Source organism: Bradyrhizobium sp. CIR18 (assembly GCF_014198295.1).
Taxonomy (GTDB): Bacteria; Pseudomonadota; Alphaproteobacteria; order Rhizobiales; family Xanthobacteraceae; genus Bradyrhizobium.
Window position 1 is genome coordinate 708,923 of record NZ_JACIHF010000001.1, and the last position, 14,914, is coordinate 723,836.

Here is a 14,914-nt window from a genome sequence, read left to right on the forward strand (position 1 = left end):
TATAAAAAAGAACCAAGAACGCGAGAAAATCGTGTACCAAGGATCATGACCAGATCGCTGCGGTTGAAGCTCGACCGGTCGGCGAAGACGCCGCTGGCGGAGCAAATCCACAGGGGGATCAGGGCCGCCATCGAGCGCGGCGTGCTCGCCCCGGGCGCGCGCCTGCCCTCATGGCAGGATTTGGCGGCCCAGCTTGGCGTCGCGCGCGGCACCGTGCGCTCAGCCTATGAAAAGCTCTCATCGGCCCAACTGATCATCGCGGCCCGCGCGACAGGCACGCACGTCGCCGACCGACCGTCCATTCCCGTGCGGCGGGACAAGGCGCCGGACCCCGGCTCGTTCATGGAGATGTACCAGGAGCTCACGGCGGGGCCGGCGATCTTCCAGATGGGCGTGCCTTCGCAGGAGACCTTTCCTGCGACGCTGCTCGCGCGAATGCGCGCACGGGCAATTCGCGTCGAGATGAGCGCACCTGCGATCTACCCCGATCCGCGCGGCGAGCTGGACTTGCGCCGCGAGATCGCGGCCTATCTTGCGCTGGCGCGCGGGATCGAATGCGCACCGTCCCAGATCATCATCACCAGCGGCTTCAGCGGCGGCCTCGGCCTGGCGCTCCGTGTCCTCGACGTCGGGCAAAGGAAGAAAGTCTGGATGGAGGATCCCGGCTTTCCCTTCACCCGGCACGGCCTCGAACTTGCGGGATTGTCGATCGTGCCAATCAAGGTTGACGCAGATGGGATCGATGTCGACGACGGCCTGCAACAAGCGCCCGACGCCGCGCTGGTTGTCGTGACACCGGGGCAGCAGGCGCCGCTCGGATCCACGCTGTCACTGGCACGTCGATCGCGCCTGCTCGACTGGGCAACCCAAAACAACGCGTGGGTGATCGAGGATGACTATCTCAGCGAACTTCAGCTCAAGGGCCGGGCCACGCCGGCGCTCGCCTCGCTCGATCGCGCCGGCCGCGTCATTCACATTGGCTCCTTCAGCAAGACCGTAACGCCTGCCCTACGGCTTGGCTTTGTCGTTGCACCGGCCGCTCTGGCGTCGCGATTTGCCGAGACTGCGGCGTGCCTCGCGCCGGCACCCGGACCAGCGGTGCAGCTCGCCACGGCAGACTTCATCCGCGAAGGCCATTATCTGCGGCATCTGCGGCGCACCAAGCGCGCCTACACCGCGCAAGGCGATGCATTGCTGAAGCAGCTTCGAACGCGCACCACGAACGTTGCGATTGCAGGACTGGCCGCGGTCCTGCGCTTGCCGGACGGAGCGCCTGATCTCGCCATCGCCAGGCAAGCTGCATCGTTCGGACTGGGGCCCACGCCGCTCTCGCTCTGGTATGCCTCGAAGGCTTCGGCGCGTCCGGGACTGATGCTGGGCGTCGCGACGTCTCCACTCAAAAGGATCGACGCGTCCTGCGACCGGCTCCTTCAGATCATCGACCGTCTGACATGATCCGACTCCGACCTCGGCGGCCTTAACCCGCCCTCGTCACGATCAAAGGTCCGTTGCGGGTGGCGACAACCGTGTGCTCGTATTGAACGGTCGGCGCCTCGGGGCTGCTGTAGAGCGTCCATGGGTCGTCGCCATTCTCCGCCCATTCGGCACCCATGGAGAGGAACGGCTCGACGGTGAACACGAGGCCATCCTTCATGATGCGGCGTTCGGAGCGGTCGGGCCAGGTTGCGATCTCCGTCGGCTCCTCATGGAGCGACAGGCCGACGCCGTGACTGGCCAGATTCCTGACCAGGCTGTAGCCGTTCTTTCGCGCAAATGTCCCGATCGCCTGGCCGATGCCGGCAATCGGCCTGCCGGCGCCAACCTGCTGCAGGCCGGTCCACATCGCCCGCCGGCCGTCCCGGCAAAGACGTTCGATCGCGCGGTTTACGGGGGGAACGGCGAACGAGGCTCCCGTATCGGCAAAGAAGCCGTTCTTCTCGGCTGACACGTCGATGTTCACGAGGTCGCCGCGCGCGATCCGCCGTTCGCCCGGAATGCCGTGAGCGATCTCCTCGTTCACGCTGATGCAGGTCGCCCCGGGAAAATCATAGGCCAGCTCCGGCGCCGAACGCGCGCCAGCGGCCTCCAGCAACTTTCGTCCGATCTGGTCGAGCTCGGAGGTGCTCATGCCCGGCTCAATCGCCTTCCCCATCGCCTCCAGCACATTGGCGACGATGCGACCGATCTCTTTCAGGCGCGTCAGGTCGTTGTCATCGGAGATTGTCATGTCAGGGCTCTTGTCCGGGAGGCCCGGACATAGCCCCTGCAAGGTCGGCTTGCAAACGCAGCAGGTACGCCAGAATCGTTCGCGCAGCCGCGTCAGCGTTCCGCCAACGCGGGATCGCAAGTCCTGCCAGACCTACATGAAGCCCGGATTGCGCGGAAGGTAACTAACCCAATCTCCGAACTGTCGATTGGACATCAGCAGCATCGGGAACGTCAGATGCATGCCGTGGTCGGTCGCCACCTTGAGCGCCGGCTCGCTCGAACCCGGCAGGAAGGCCGAGATGGTTGCAACATCGCTCCGCGCCGCCAACGAAAGCGCAGCCGCAAAGGCGGGGCCAACCAGATCCGGCCGGCGGACCGCGAGCGGACCAATGTGACCATCCGAAATATAGACATACCCGACGCACTCGCGGCCGGCGTGAATGGTGAACCCGTTCGTCGTGCTGTCGCCGATGAGATATCGATGATGCTTCGCTCTGGAGACGCCGAGAGCGCTGACATCGATCGGCACCAGGTTTTCGAACCGGGCCGTCCCGGCGGCAAGTGGTTCAAGACGGAGCAGCGGCTCGGCCAGCCGCGACGCCAAGCGCTTGCTGGGCACGCTGACCATGTAGATCAGACAGCGCGGGAATAGTCCGTGACGGATGTAGAGGCCCTGCGACACGTTGTTGAAGGCGAAGGTGATCAACGCTTTGACGGATGCTCCGCGCGTTGCCGCGTGAGCGAATGACTTGCCGAGCAATTGATTGCCAATGCCGTCGCTCTGCCGATCAGGCGCCACGAACAGCTGCGCCAAGAACCAAAGCTCGCCACACACCCAACTCCACGCGAAGCCGACAATGTCTCCGTCATCCTCCGCAACCCATAGACCTTCGGGATCATCCGCAAGCGAGAAGGCTTGAAAATGCTGCGGGCGGGAGGACGCCATCTTGCCGAACCCCCGCCGTTCCGTGAGTTCGTTGATGCTGGCGACCACGAGTTCGTCGGCTCTCGCCAAATCGTCGCTACAAGCGGGTCGGCACACGACAGCCATTCTCGAATTCTCCCGAAGACGGCCATGAGAGCGACGAAATCCTCAACCGGCCATCAGGCCAGGGGCCGGATGTTCTGGTTCATCCGAAAGAAATTCGTCGGGTCGTATTTCGCCTTGATCCGCTGCAGGCGCCGGTAGTTCGGTCCATAGGCGGCCGCGACAGGATCGCCCGTCTCGTCATCGTCGAGATAATTGACATATCGGCCGGAGGCGAAGAAAGGTCGCATCCTTTCGTAGGTGTCGCGCGCCCAGGACATGCAGCGGCTGGTATCGCTGGCCTGCATCCACTGCGCGAGAATCAGGAAATTATAGCCCTCCTGCCGATGCGGGAATGCCGTATCCCCGGCATCGACGCGGGCCGCCGCGCCGTGGACGTGTTCGACCAGGAACTGCCCCATGGGAGTCGGGCAGCGCGCGAAGCATTCGATCATGGTCGCAATCGCGCCATCACTGAGCTCCGCGAGGAAGTTCGATTTCCAATAGTTGAAGGCGCCTTTCGGATAGTTGGCGTCGAGCATGCGGTTGAGGTCGCAATAGGGAATCGGCCCGACTGCATCCAGGATCGGAGTCCCGAACTGTTTCAGCGGCCGCACCGCTCGTTCGGCATCCGCCAGCCGTCCGCAGTGACTGGTGACCAGGACCGCGACCTCCGTGCCGGAGCCGTCCGGCGCATGCGTCAGGGACGCAAACAGCATGTGCTCGTCCGCGAGCGACCGTGTGCTGGTCCGGAAGAATTCGAGCACCTCACGGGAGCGTTCGATGGGATGGACGATCGGACCGCCGGTCATGATCGGTCCGACCGTATGAAGATCGTATTCGAGACTGGTGGCGATCCCGAAGTTTCCGCCGCCGCCGCGGAGGGCCCAGAACAGATCGGGCTCCTCCTGCCTGCTGGCGCGCAAAACCTTGCCATCGGCGGCGACGAGTTCGACGGCCCGCAGATTATCCAGTGCCAGACCGTACTTGCCCATCAGCCAGCCCAGTCCTCCGCCGAGGGTCAGGCCGGCAATCCCGGTGGTCGAGACCACGCCGCCGGTGACCGCAAGTCCGTGAAGTTGCGTTTCGCGATTGACCTCGCCCCAGGTGGCCCCGCCCTGCGCCCAAACGGTCTTGCCAACAGGGTCGACCCGGACACCCTTCATGGGCGAGAGGTCAATCATGATCCCCCCGTCGATGGTCGCGCGTCCTGCTACATTGTGGCCGCCGCCGCGAACGGCGACCTCGAGGCCGAGCTTGGTCGCAAGAGCGACGGCGTCGACGACGTCGGCCACGCTGCGGCACCTGGCGATCAATGCCGGCCGCTTGTCGACCAGCCCGTTATGGACCTTTCGCGCCTCCTCATAGCCCTCGTCCGCCGGTTTGAGGAGTTGCCCTCCAAAGGAGGTGCCAAGATCGGCGGCAGCGCTTGCGACAGATGCGATGGACGACATGACCTGATCTCCTCAGCTTGACCCGCCATATCCTTGACCGCGCACTATCTCCGCGCAAATCCGAAGAATTCAGGTGACGATGAATTAGTTTCACCTAGACTGGACGGCATGCACAAGCTCCCGCCCCTGATCGAGCTTCGGGCTTTTGAAGCCGCCGCCCGCCATCTGAGCTTCAAGAAGGCAGCGGCAGAACTCGGCGTGACGCCAACGGCGATCAGCCACCAGATCGGATTGCTCGAGCTTTATTGCGGTCGCGCTCTGTTCCGCCGCAGACCAAGGCCGCTCTCGTTGACCGATGCCGGAGCGCGGCTTTTCCCCGCCATACGCGGCGGGCTCGAGGTGTTTGCCGCGGCCATTGCGAGCGTCAAGCAGGAAGGCGCCCAACAGCCTCTCCGGGTGACGACAACCAACGCATTCGCCAGCCGCTGGCTCGTGCCCCGCCTGCCCCTGTGGCGCAAGTTGCATCCCGACGTGCCGCTAGAGGTCATCGGCACCGACACGGTGCTCGATCTGCAGGCCGGAGACGGCGACGTCGCCATTCGCTACGCGACCAGCCGAGTACGGCCGACAGACGGCATCGTCGAAGATCTCTTCACCGATACATTCTGGGCCGTCTGCAGTCCGCGCCTGCTTGCAACGGGGCGCCTGAAGCGACCGGTCGACCTCGCAAATCACGTCCTGATCCACTCTTACTGGTCGCCGGCCGATCGTGAGCCGCCCACCTGGCAGCGATGGCTCTCCGCGGCTCAGCGCAGATGGCGTGCTGTGCCCCCGTTCAAGGACATGCAGCATCTGAGTTTCCGCGAGGAATTGCACGCCATCGAGGCGGTGATCGCGGGACAAGGAATCGGAGTGTTCAGTGATGTGCTCACGGCACACGACCTCGCCGCCGGTACGCTCGTGAAGGCGTTCAAGTTGAGCTTGCCTGGCTACGGCTTCCATGTGGTCAGCAAGGCAGGCCATCCGCGCGAGAGAACCATCCGCGCCTTTTCGGAATGGTTACGGTCAAATCCTTGATCCGCGTCCCTGTGCCGTTCGAGATGTCCACTCCGGATCCCGGCGAAAAAAACGTGGACCGCCATGCCACCGCAAGTTGTGACCACGCCGATCGTCGTATAGCGTCAGTCACGGTCCCTCACCATACGTAGTCGATCGCTCCATGCTCGCCCGAATATTGCTTCTGCTGGCCTTGCTGTCGCTTCCCGGCGCATTGCGTGCCGAAGGAACCCCGGCCGAGAAACCCGGCTTTGCCTCCAGGCTGACGATCTATCTCGCCAAAGGCGCGCCCGACGCGTGCGGGCCGGGCTGCGACCGCTGGATCGCGATCGAGGGCCAGATCGATCAGGACGCAGCGTCCCGCATTCGCCGCTTCCTCGCCGGCGTCAAGGACCTGCAGCGTCCGATTTACCTCCATTCGCCCGGTGGAAACGTTGAGCAGTCCTATGCCATCGCCCGGCTGCTGCGCAGCCGCAAGGCGATCGCCCGGGTTGGCCGGACGATCGCGACGGCGTGCGCCGCGGGCACGCAGATCGACGCCGCATGCCTGAAGATCAAGAACGCGACCGGCGAGGTCGAGGCCGAACTCACCACCTATCATGCGATGTGCAACTCGGCCTGCGGCTACCTGTTTCTCGGAGCGACCTCTCGCGAGGTTGCGCCCGATGCCGCGCTGGCGGTCCATAACTCCAGGCTGATCCTCCGGTTTCGAGGCGATCCGCCTCCGGAAGTGGTCGCCGAAGCGCGGCGGCGCCGGATCGCCGGCGCCGACCGCGACCGCGCCGCGTTCATTGCGGCGATGGGAATCAGCCGCGAGCTCGATGCGCTGATCAGCACCGTGAAGTTCGAAAGCCTGCACGTGCTGACGCGGCCCGAGCTCTACCGGTTCGGGATCGACACGCGACCGTTGGCCGAGACGATGTGGCGGCTGGAAAAGGGAGCGCGGCCCTTCATCAGCAAGATCGCCGCGGTGAAGAAGGAGAGCGACGCCTCGTTCCGGACCATGGAATGGCGCCTGTACTGCGAAAACAAGAAGCGCGTGCCGCTGATGTTCGCGGGTGAGATCGACGCATCGGCCGCCGGCAAGAAAACGATTCTCATCGCAGCCAGCGCCGACATGAGCAAGCAAGCCGGAGGGCCTCCGGTGCGGTTCGGGAAGTACGAGGTCTGGAACGGCGCCGTCGACCCCGACATGGTCAAGGCGGTACTGGCCTCGCACTCCCTGCAGGTCCAGGAAACCACGCCGGAACCAGAGGGACGGGCTGACGTCACGAGCTTCAACATCGACACGACCGGTTTGGCCTCGGTATGGACGCAGCTCGGGACATCGTGCACCTCGGTGGCGACAGGCCCGGCAAAACCCTGGCCGGCGAATTCTCTGCAGCCGACACCCTGGACGGACAGTCCATGGACAGCAGGCGGTACCCTGCCGAACGCCCGCGCAACGCCCGCGGCCACGCAGTTGCCGTAGCGCGCAGGCTTGCAAAGCAGTCTTCAAGAGCTGGAGCCTGCCCCTCCCTCAGTTCTCGACCGGCGTGTAGATCACGAGCTTCAGCGCGGGATCGTCGTTGGCCTGGAAGCTGGTGTGCTCGAACCGGAGCACGCCCCTGGTCGGGTGGTTCATGGTCTTGAGACCCGCGGCGGTGTTGCGGATGTCGTGGGCTTCCCACCATTTGACGAATTCCGGACTGCCCTGGCGCAGCCGCGTCAGCAGCTCCGTGAAAGCGGGATCGCCGGCCCAGACGTCGTGATTGGCGCGGAACATCGCGACCATGCTCCTGGCGACGTCGGTCCAACTCGCGCCGTAGAATTTTCGCGTCTGCTTGTTGGTCATCACCAGCAGCAGCGTGTTGCGATCCTGCTCGGGCAACTGCCCGAAGCCGAAGACCTCCTCGGCCGCCGCGTTCCAGGCCAGCACATCCCAGCGGCGCCCGGTGATATAGGCCGGCTGGTGCAGGCTCTCGATCATCCGCCGAATGGGCGGCGGCACGATCTCGCGCGTGAACGCCCCCCTGGCGCCGTCGCGCGCCAACGCCTTCAGATGCGCGTGCTCGGTCTTGCTGAGGCGCAGCGCGCGGGCCAGCGCGTCGACGGTGGTGAGCGAAGGGCTGACGGTGCGGCCCTGCTCGAGGCGGATGTACCAGTCGACGCCGATGCCGGCGAGCTGCGCGACCTCCTCGCGGCGTAGCCCCGCGGTGCGCCGGCGCCCGCCGATCGGAAGCCCGACGGTCTTCGGCGATAGCTTTTCGCGGCGAGACCTCAGGAAGTCGCCGAATTCAACGCGGCGCGGATCGGCCATGATGTCACTCCCACATGGAGGGCCCCGGGAATACTAGGATAATACCAGGCCTTCTTGCCCTCTCCAAGGCGGCGCATATGGGTTTCACCGCGACTTTGAGGTGAACATCCATGAAAGCAGCCGTACTCAAATCCTTTGGATCGCCGCTGGTGATCGAGCATGTCCCGGAGCCAATCATCGGAACCGGTGAGGTTGTCGTCGACGTCGTCGCCACGCGCGTGCTGTCCTACATGAACGAGGTATTTGACGGGACGCGCAATTACGCGCTCGATCTGCCTGTTATCCCCGGTCCCGGCGGCATCGGCCGGGTCCGCGCGATCGGCCCGGATGCCACCAAGCTCAGCGTCGGCGACTGGGTGTTTTGCGACCCGACGGTGCGCTCGCGCGACGACAACGTTGCGCCCGATATCGCCCTGCAAGGGCTCACCGCCGCCGGCCCCGGCGGCATGCTTCTGCAGAAGCACTTTCGCCACGGCTCTTTCGCCGAGCAAATGATGGTGCCGACCGAGAACGTGAAGCGGCTCGGCGCGATCACGCCGGAGGAAGCCACACAATGGTGCGCGCTCGGCACGCTGCTGGTGCCTTACGGAGGCTTTCTCGCCGCCAACCTTAGACCAGGCGAGACCGTGCTGGTGAGCGGGGCCACCGGCAATTTCGGCAGCGCCGCCGTTTCGGTCGCGCTCGCGATGGGCGCAGCCGGCGTGGTCGCGCCCGGCCGCAACGAGAAAATCCTCGCCGACCTCGTCCGCCGCTTCGGCAGCCGCGTGCAACCGGTCAGGCTTACGGGCAATGAAGATCACGACCGCGAGGCGATGAAGCGCGCTGCATCAGGCCCGATCGATTGCGTGTTCGACATCATGCCGCCCTCGGTGAGCACGGAGGTCGTGCGCGCGGCGATCATGACGGTGCGCCCCTATGGACGCGTCGTGCTGATGGGCGGCGTCGGCATGGCCGGCGGCGCGGGCCTCGAGCTGCCCTATCCCTGGATCATGCGCAACTGCATCAGTATCCACGGCGTCTGGATGTACCCGCCCGATGCCGCGAGCCGTCTGATCGCGCTGGTGCGCGCGGGGCTGCTCAGGCTGGAGGAATATGAGACGACGGCCTTCGACCTCGACCACGCCAACGAGGCGGTGGCGCACGCCGCGGCCAATGGCGGGCCATTCAAGCTGACGGTGATCCGGCCTTGAGTCTCAGGGTGCGGCGAAATGGCGATTTTTTTCGCGAGCCCCGCCAAGCACTTGGCTACTGTGCATGGGGTTGTTTTCGCGATTTTCTATTCGAGCTCGATCACCTGGCCGTTCGACAGCGAGACGCGCCGGTCCATGCGCCCGGCGAGCTCCATGTTGTGGGTCGCGATCAGCATCGACACCTTGGTCGCCTTGACCAGCTGCATCAGCGCCTGGAACACGTGATCCGCCGTGTGCGGATCGAGGTTGCCGGTCGGCTCGTCCGCAAACAGCACCCGTGGCGCGTTGGCCACCGCGCGCGCGATCGCGACGCGCTGCTGCTCGCCGCCGGACAGCTCGGCCGGGCGATGGGTGATGCGGTCGCCGAGGCCGAGATAGCCCAATATCTCCTTGGCGCGCTTGACGCTCTCGGACTTCTTCAGACCGCGGATCATCTGCGGCATCATGACATTCTCCAGCGCCGAGAACTCAGGCAATAGCCGGTGCGACTGGTAGACGAAGCCGATATCGGTGCGGCGCAGCTGGGTGCGCTCGATGTCGGGCAGCTGCGAAGTCGGCGCGCCCGAGACATAGACCTCGCCGGAATCGGGCGCTTCCAATAGCCCCGCGATGTGCAGCAGCGTCGATTTGCCCGAGCCTGACGGCGCCACCAGCGCCACCGACTGGCCGGCCCACAGCGCGAGCTTGGCGCCATCGAGGATCGTCAGCGGCACCTCGCCCTGCAAGTACTGCCGCTTTATCTCGTGGAGATAAATGACCGGAACGTCTTCCGCCCCCTGCTGCTGCTCCATCAACCCCTCACTCGTACCGCAGCGCTTCGACGGGATCGAGGCGCGCGGCGCGCCACGACGGGTACAGCGTCGCCAGGAACGACAGCGTCAGCGCCATGATGACGACGGCCGTGGTCTCGCCGACGTCGATCTCGGCGGGCAGTTTCGACAGGAAATAGAGTTCTGGCGAGAACAGCTCGGTGCTGGTCAGCCATGACAGGAATTGCCGGATGGATTCGATGTTGAGGCAGATCACGAGGCCGACGACAAAGCCGACCAGCGTGCCGACCACGCCGATCGAGGCGCCCGTGATCAGGAAGATGCGCATGATCGAGCCTTGCGAGGCCCCCATCGTGCGCAGGATCGCGATGTCGCTGCCCTTGTCCTTCACCAGCATGATCAGGCCGGAGACGATGTTGAGCGCTGCGACCAGCACGATCATGGTCAGGATCAGGAACATCACGTTGCGCTCGACCTGGAGCGCGTTGAAGAAGGTCGAATTGCGTTGCCGCCAATCCACCAGGAACACCGGCCTGCCCGCAGCCTCGGTCACGGCCTGACGGAAGGCGACGATCTGATCGGGATTGGTGGTGAACACCTCGATCGAGGTGACGTCGTTGCTGCGGTTGAAATAGGCCTGCGCTTCCGCGAGCGGCATGAACACGAAGCCGAGATCGTACTCGGACATGCCGATCTCGAACACGGCGACGATCTTGTACGGCTTGATGCGCGGCGTCGTGCCCATGGGCGTCACCGCGCCTTTCGGCGCCACCAGCGTGATGCTGTCGCCGGCATGCAGCGACAGCTGGTCGGCGAGGCGCCGGCCGATCGCGACGCCCTGCCCGTCGTCAAAGCCCTCGAGCGAGCCCTGCTTGATGTTCTTGGCGATCGAGGTGAGGTTGTTGAGGTCGTCGGAGCGGATGCCACGCACCAGCACGCCCGAGGCGTTCCAGGGCGAGGACGCCAGCGCCTGGCCGTCGACCACGGGCGCTGCAAGCCGGATGCCTTTGACCTGGCTGAGGCGGTCGGCGACGTCCTTCCAGTCGGTCAGCGGCGATTCCAGCGGCTGGACCAGGATGTGCCCGTTCAGCCCCAGGATCTTGTCGAGCAGCTCTTTGCGGAAGCCGTTCATCACGGCCATGACGATGATCAGCGTCGCCACGCCCAGCATGATGCCGAGGAAGGAGAACCCGGCGATGACCGAGATGAATCCCTCCTTGCGGCGCGCCCGCAAATAGCGCGCCGACAGCATCCACTCGAATGGCGCAAAAGGCGCGGTTTGCACGGTTTCGGTCATGGTCTCATCCATCGCTCGATAATCCCATGATTCGGGGTCAATTGTGGCCGGATTGGCGGCCGCGATATCGGGCGATGAACAATATTCAGCCGACCAGGCTTATCAGCCCACAAGTCTTGCGACCGCGTCCGCAGGCGACATGGTCTCGCGGGAGCCGTCGGCTCGCCGCTTGATCTCGACCTTGCCGTCAGCGAGCCCCTTCGGGCCGATCATGATCTGCCAGGGGATACCGATCAGATCGGCGGCGGCGAATTTGGCGCCGGCGCGCTGGTCGGTGTCGTCATAGAGCACGTCGACGCCCTTGGCGGTGAGCTCGGCATAAAGCTTCTCGCAGGCCGCATCGACGGCGGCATCGCCCTGCTTGAGATTGAGAATCGACACGCGGAACGGCGCGACAGCCTCCGGCCATTTGATGCCGGCATCGTCATGGCAGGCCTCGATGATCGCGCCGAGCAGGCGCGAGACGCCGACGCCGTAGGAACCGCCATGGATCGGCACATCGACGCCGTCAGGTCCCGCCACCAGGGCCTTCATCGCGTCGGAATATTTGGTCCCGAAATAGAAGATCTGGCCGACCTCGATGCCGCGGGTGTTCACCCGCTTGTCCGCGGGCACTTCCTGCTCGAAGCGCGCGGCGTCGTGGACGTCCTCCGTCGCGGCGTAGACCGAGGTCCATTGCTTGATGATCGGCGTCAGGTCGCTGTCGTAGTCGACGTCCTCGCCCGGCACCGGCAGGTCCAGCACGTCGCGATTGATGAAGACGCCGGATTCGCCGGTTTCGGCCAGCACGATGAACTCGTGGCTGAGATCGCCGCCGATCGGGCCGGTCTCGGCGCGCATCGGGATCGCCTTCAGCCCCATCCGCGCAAAGGTGCGCAAATACGCCACGAACATCTTGTTGTAGGCGACGCGCGCCGCGGCTTCGTTGAGGTCGAACGAATAAGCGTCCTTCATCAGGAACTCGCGGCCGCGCATCACGCCGAAACGCGGACGCTGCTCGTCGCGGAATTTCCATTGGATATGATAGAGATTCAGCGGCAGGTTCTTGTAGGACTTCACATAGGCGCGGAAGATCTCGGTGATCATTTCCTCGTTGGTCGGCCCGTACAAGAGCTCGCGCTTGTGGCGGTCGGCGATGCGCAACATCTCCGGACCATAGGCGTCATAGCGGCCGCTCTCGCGCCAGAGATCGGCAAGCTGGAGCGTCGGCATCAACAGTTCCAGCGCGCCGGAGCGGTCCTGCTCCTCGCGCACGATCTGCTCGATCTTCTTCAGCACGCGGAAGCCGAGCGGCAGCCAGGCATAGATACCAGCGGCCTCCTGCCGGATCATGCCGGCGCGCAGCATCAGCCGATGCGAGACGATCTCCGCCTCTTTCGGATTTTCCTTCAGGATGGGCAGAAAGAACCGCGACAACCGCATGGTAATACTCTGGGAATCAGTGATGGGTTGCAGTGAAACCGGATTGAGAGCGAAAACACAAGACCGGGAATGAGGAAAAGCCGCTAACGCAGCGGAATTCCTGTCATTTTTCCGTCGGACTTCAGGTTCAGCAGAGCTGCGTCTCACGGCGGCGTGACGTCGAGTTCATCTTCGAGCGTGATCTGCTCGAAGTCGGTCACCAGCGCGTCGATCCGCAAGTGCCAGCGGCCGGCAAAGGGCAGCTCGACCTTGCGCACATGCCAATAACCATCGGGCCCGAGCGAGGCCCTTCGCTCCATCGGCTCGATGCCGCGCTCGGGCAGGCTCAGGGTCAACGTCGCCTCCTTGGCCGCCAGCGGCGTCCCCTCGCCGGTCATGAGCTGGAGCACCACATCATTGGCCCCCGCCTTGCCTGGCGAGACCAGGACCTGGAACATCGCCTTGTCGCTATGGATGTGGATCGCCAAAGGCGTCTCCGGCACGATCGTCCGCGGCGGCGGCGTGAAGCGCCAGCCGGCGACCACCGCCAGGATGGCGAGAGCAATCGTACCTTCCAGCACGATCGAGCGCTTGAGCGCGGGCGTCCCTGTCTCGTTCCGGGCCAGAGCCGGAGTCAACCGGAACCGATTGAGCGCGGCCAGCGCCAGCAATCCCGTGACCAGAACTAGCTTGACCGAGAGGATCAGCCCGTAGCGAGTCTCGACCAGCGCTCCAGGCTTTTCGAGCTGCACGATCGCGAGTGCGAGACCGGTCAAGGCCAACACGCCGACCGCGAGCGCAGCAATGCGGGAAAAGCGGTTCACAATCGCGAGCGTCGCAATCGTCGGCTTCGATACCAGCGCCACGAGCGGCGCGAGAGCACCGATCCAGATGGTGACACCGAGGCCATGAAGAAAGATTGCAGGCCGGGTCAACGCCTCAGGCGGGGCCGTTGCGGCGTGCCCGGTCATGGCGAGCGACAGACCGACGCCGACCAACGCCATGATCGCAAGAGCACGCGCGTACCACGCACTGCGCAGCGCCATCAACGCGAGTAGCATTGCAAGCAGGGCAACCAGCAGCGCAGGGCCGGCGCTGGTCGCGAGCGCGACTTTCCAGGGAGCAGCGGTCGCGAGGGCTGCCAGCGGCAGCCCGAGGAGATCGAGGCCCAACGCGCCGACGGACGCCACCGCGCTCGGGAGACCGAGCGCGAGCGCCATGCGCGGCACGGCCATGCCGGTCATCGACCAAGCAACCCAGCGCGCGAAGAACACGCCGCCGACGCCGATGAACAGCCCAACGTACAGGCCGACGCGCGCCAGCCAGATCAGCGCGTTCAACCCGCTATCCTCAGCGGCGGCAGGCTTCGTCGCGGTCGGCATGCCAATCGAGAAGATCACCGATCCGGTGACGGGATGACCGTCCTGCGAGATCACGCGATAGCTGACGACCGCGGTCCCCTCAGGCAGATCCGCCGGCATCGCGACCGAAATGGTCTCGCCCGATGCGCTGACGCGCGCATCATCCCGCGCCCTGCCCCTACCATCGATCAGCCGGATCGCGCCCGGCGTTACCGTCTCGTTGAAGCGCAGCTCCACCGCCTTCGGCGCGGTCGCAAGCATGCTGCCGCTCGCCGGCTCGACCGAGACCAGCGCCGCATGCGCCAACGCACCGCTCGCGAAGCCGGCAACGAGGAGCAGCGTCGCAAGCGTGGCGAAGAGGCGCATCAGGGTTTTGGCAGCAGTTTCACGCCCGGCGCCGGCGACTTGCCCTCGGACTTGCCCTCATGTGAATGCCCTGCCCCCGCCGCCGGAATTTCGATCCAGCGGCTGACGCCGGCCTCGCATTCCTGAACGACGGGGAAGTACAGAACCGTGTTCGGCTTCAGGCTGTCGGTCAGGAACGTGCTGAGGACAAATTCGTCATAGTTCTTGTCTGGCAGCTTGCCGCCGGACCACGCCACCTCCTTGACGCCGGAGGAGAGCTTGTTGCCGTGATAGTCGTATTCACCGGCATATTTGCCCTCGACGACATCGATGGTCCAGCCGGCCTTCGGCATCGGCTTCACCGCGATCACACCTTCCGGAATCTGCACCCGGATCTTCACCGTCGGCGAGCCCGCGCAGCCATGCGGCACGGTGAAGACGGCCTTGTAGGACGTACCGACCGTGGCTTGCTTGGTCTCGATCGACACATGCGCCGCCGCCGGCGAGGCGGCGAGCGCGGCAACCAGGATCAGGCAGGATTGCTTCGACATGTTCGGTCTCCCGAG

13 protein-coding genes are annotated in these 14,914 nt (G+C 64.8%); 4 read left to right on the forward strand and 9 right to left on the reverse strand.

The features are described from left to right. The first annotated feature begins 45 nt into the window (after positions 1-45). Positions 46-1,455, forward strand: a complete 1,410-nt coding sequence (locus GGD65_RS03440; protein WP_183234402.1) for a PLP-dependent aminotransferase family protein — start codon at positions 46-48, stop codon at positions 1,453-1,455. 22 nt (positions 1,456-1,477) lie between these two features. Here GGD65_RS03440 and map read toward each other — a convergent pair whose 3' ends face one another. The 3 genes from map to GGD65_RS03455 form a co-directional block, all read right to left on the reverse strand. Continuing rightward, entirely contained in the window at positions 1,478-2,227 is a 750-nt protein-coding gene (gene map, locus GGD65_RS03445; RefSeq protein WP_092257216.1) for a type I methionyl aminopeptidase, read from the reverse strand. A gap of 132 nt (positions 2,228-2,359) precedes the next feature. Continuing rightward, entirely contained in the window at positions 2,360-3,202 is an 843-nt protein-coding gene (locus GGD65_RS03450) for a GNAT family N-acetyltransferase (protein WP_312017682.1), read from the reverse strand. A 110-nt stretch (positions 3,203-3,312) separates the two neighbouring features. Next, complete coding sequence (locus tag GGD65_RS03455) at positions 3,313-4,689, reverse strand: FAD-binding oxidoreductase (RefSeq protein WP_183234404.1); 1,377 nt, start codon at positions 4,687-4,689, stop codon at positions 3,313-3,315. Between the two features lie 108 nt (positions 4,690-4,797). On the opposite strand from GGD65_RS03455, the gene GGD65_RS03460 reads away from it, so the two are divergent. Further along, the gene (locus GGD65_RS03460; protein WP_179738751.1) at positions 4,798-5,706 is read left to right on the forward strand and encodes a LysR substrate-binding domain-containing protein; all 909 of its coding nucleotides are present in this window, start codon (positions 4,798-4,800) and stop codon (positions 5,704-5,706) included. Between the two features lie 142 nt (positions 5,707-5,848). Further along, positions 5,849-7,156: a hypothetical protein gene (locus GGD65_RS03465; RefSeq protein WP_183234405.1), complete on the forward strand. Its 1,308-nt coding sequence runs from the start codon at positions 5,849-5,851 to the stop codon at positions 7,154-7,156. Positions 7,157-7,204: 48 nt separating this feature from the next. On the opposite strand, the gene GGD65_RS03470 is transcribed toward GGD65_RS03465, so the two are convergent. Next, entirely contained in the window at positions 7,205-7,984 is a 780-nt protein-coding gene (locus tag GGD65_RS03470; protein ID WP_183234406.1) for a helix-turn-helix transcriptional regulator, read from the reverse strand. A 110-nt stretch (positions 7,985-8,094) separates the two neighbouring features. Here GGD65_RS03470 and GGD65_RS03475 point away from each other — a divergent pair, with 110 nt between their 5' ends. Then, on the forward strand, positions 8,095-9,174 hold the full coding sequence (locus GGD65_RS03475; RefSeq protein WP_183234407.1) for a zinc-binding alcohol dehydrogenase family protein: 1,080 nt from the start codon (positions 8,095-8,097) through the stop codon (positions 9,172-9,174). An 86-nt stretch (positions 9,175-9,260) separates the two neighbouring features. Here the strand turns inward: GGD65_RS03475 and GGD65_RS03480 are convergent, their stop codons facing one another. From GGD65_RS03480 to GGD65_RS03500, 5 genes are all read right to left on the reverse strand, one after another. Continuing rightward, positions 9,261-9,965, reverse strand: coding sequence for an ABC transporter ATP-binding protein (locus GGD65_RS03480; RefSeq protein WP_092257239.1), 705 nt, complete (start codon positions 9,963-9,965; stop codon positions 9,261-9,263). Positions 9,966-9,972: 7 nt separating this feature from the next. Further along, the gene (locus GGD65_RS03485; RefSeq protein WP_018320183.1) at positions 9,973-11,253 is read right to left on the reverse strand and encodes a lipoprotein-releasing ABC transporter permease subunit; all 1,281 of its coding nucleotides are present in this window, start codon (positions 11,251-11,253) and stop codon (positions 9,973-9,975) included. A gap of 90 nt (positions 11,254-11,343) precedes the next feature. Then, on the reverse strand, positions 11,344-12,663 hold the full coding sequence (proS, locus tag GGD65_RS03490; RefSeq protein WP_018320182.1) for a proline--tRNA ligase: 1,320 nt from the start codon (positions 12,661-12,663) through the stop codon (positions 11,344-11,346). Positions 12,664-12,806: 143 nt separating this feature from the next. Beyond that, entirely contained in the window at positions 12,807-14,369 is a 1,563-nt protein-coding gene (locus tag GGD65_RS03495; protein ID WP_183234408.1) for a CopD family protein, read from the reverse strand. Further along, complete coding sequence (locus tag GGD65_RS03500; protein ID WP_038971449.1) at positions 14,369-14,899, reverse strand: YcnI family protein; 531 nt, start codon at positions 14,897-14,899, stop codon at positions 14,369-14,371. Before GGD65_RS03500 ends, GGD65_RS03495 begins: the two co-directional genes overlap by 1 nt. Positions 14,900-14,914: the final 15 nt, after the last annotated feature.

What these genes read in the sequence shown, in the direction of transcription:
- GGD65_RS03440 (WP_183234402.1), top strand. Translation starts at nt 46, where the DNA reads ATGACCAGATCGCTGCGGTTGAAGCTCGACCGGTCGGCGAAGACGCCG.
- map (WP_092257216.1), bottom strand. Translation starts at nt 2,227, where the DNA reads ATGACAATCTCCGATGACAACGACCTGACGCGCCTGAAAGAGATCGGT.
- GGD65_RS03455 (WP_183234404.1), bottom strand. Translation starts at nt 4,689, where the DNA reads ATGTCGTCCATCGCATCTGTCGCAAGCGCTGCCGCCGATCTTGGCACC.
- GGD65_RS03460 (WP_179738751.1), top strand. Translation starts at nt 4,798, where the DNA reads ATGCACAAGCTCCCGCCCCTGATCGAGCTTCGGGCTTTTGAAGCCGCC.
- GGD65_RS03465 (WP_183234405.1), top strand. Translation starts at nt 5,849, where the DNA reads ATGCTCGCCCGAATATTGCTTCTGCTGGCCTTGCTGTCGCTTCCCGGC.
- GGD65_RS03470 (WP_183234406.1), bottom strand. Translation starts at nt 7,984, where the DNA reads ATGGCCGATCCGCGCCGCGTTGAATTCGGCGACTTCCTGAGGTCTCGC.
- GGD65_RS03475 (WP_183234407.1), top strand. Translation starts at nt 8,095, where the DNA reads ATGAAAGCAGCCGTACTCAAATCCTTTGGATCGCCGCTGGTGATCGAG.
- GGD65_RS03480 (WP_092257239.1), bottom strand. Translation starts at nt 9,965, where the DNA reads ATGGAGCAGCAGCAGGGGGCGGAAGACGTTCCGGTCATTTATCTCCAC.
- GGD65_RS03485 (WP_018320183.1), bottom strand. Translation starts at nt 11,253, where the DNA reads ATGGATGAGACCATGACCGAAACCGTGCAAACCGCGCCTTTTGCGCCA.
- proS (WP_018320182.1), bottom strand. Translation starts at nt 12,663, where the DNA reads ATGCGGTTGTCGCGGTTCTTTCTGCCCATCCTGAAGGAAAATCCGAAA.
- GGD65_RS03495 (WP_183234408.1), bottom strand. Translation starts at nt 14,369, where the DNA reads ATGCGCCTCTTCGCCACGCTTGCGACGCTGCTCCTCGTTGCCGGCTTC.
- GGD65_RS03500 (WP_038971449.1), bottom strand. Translation starts at nt 14,899, where the DNA reads ATGTCGAAGCAATCCTGCCTGATCCTGGTTGCCGCGCTCGCCGCCTCG.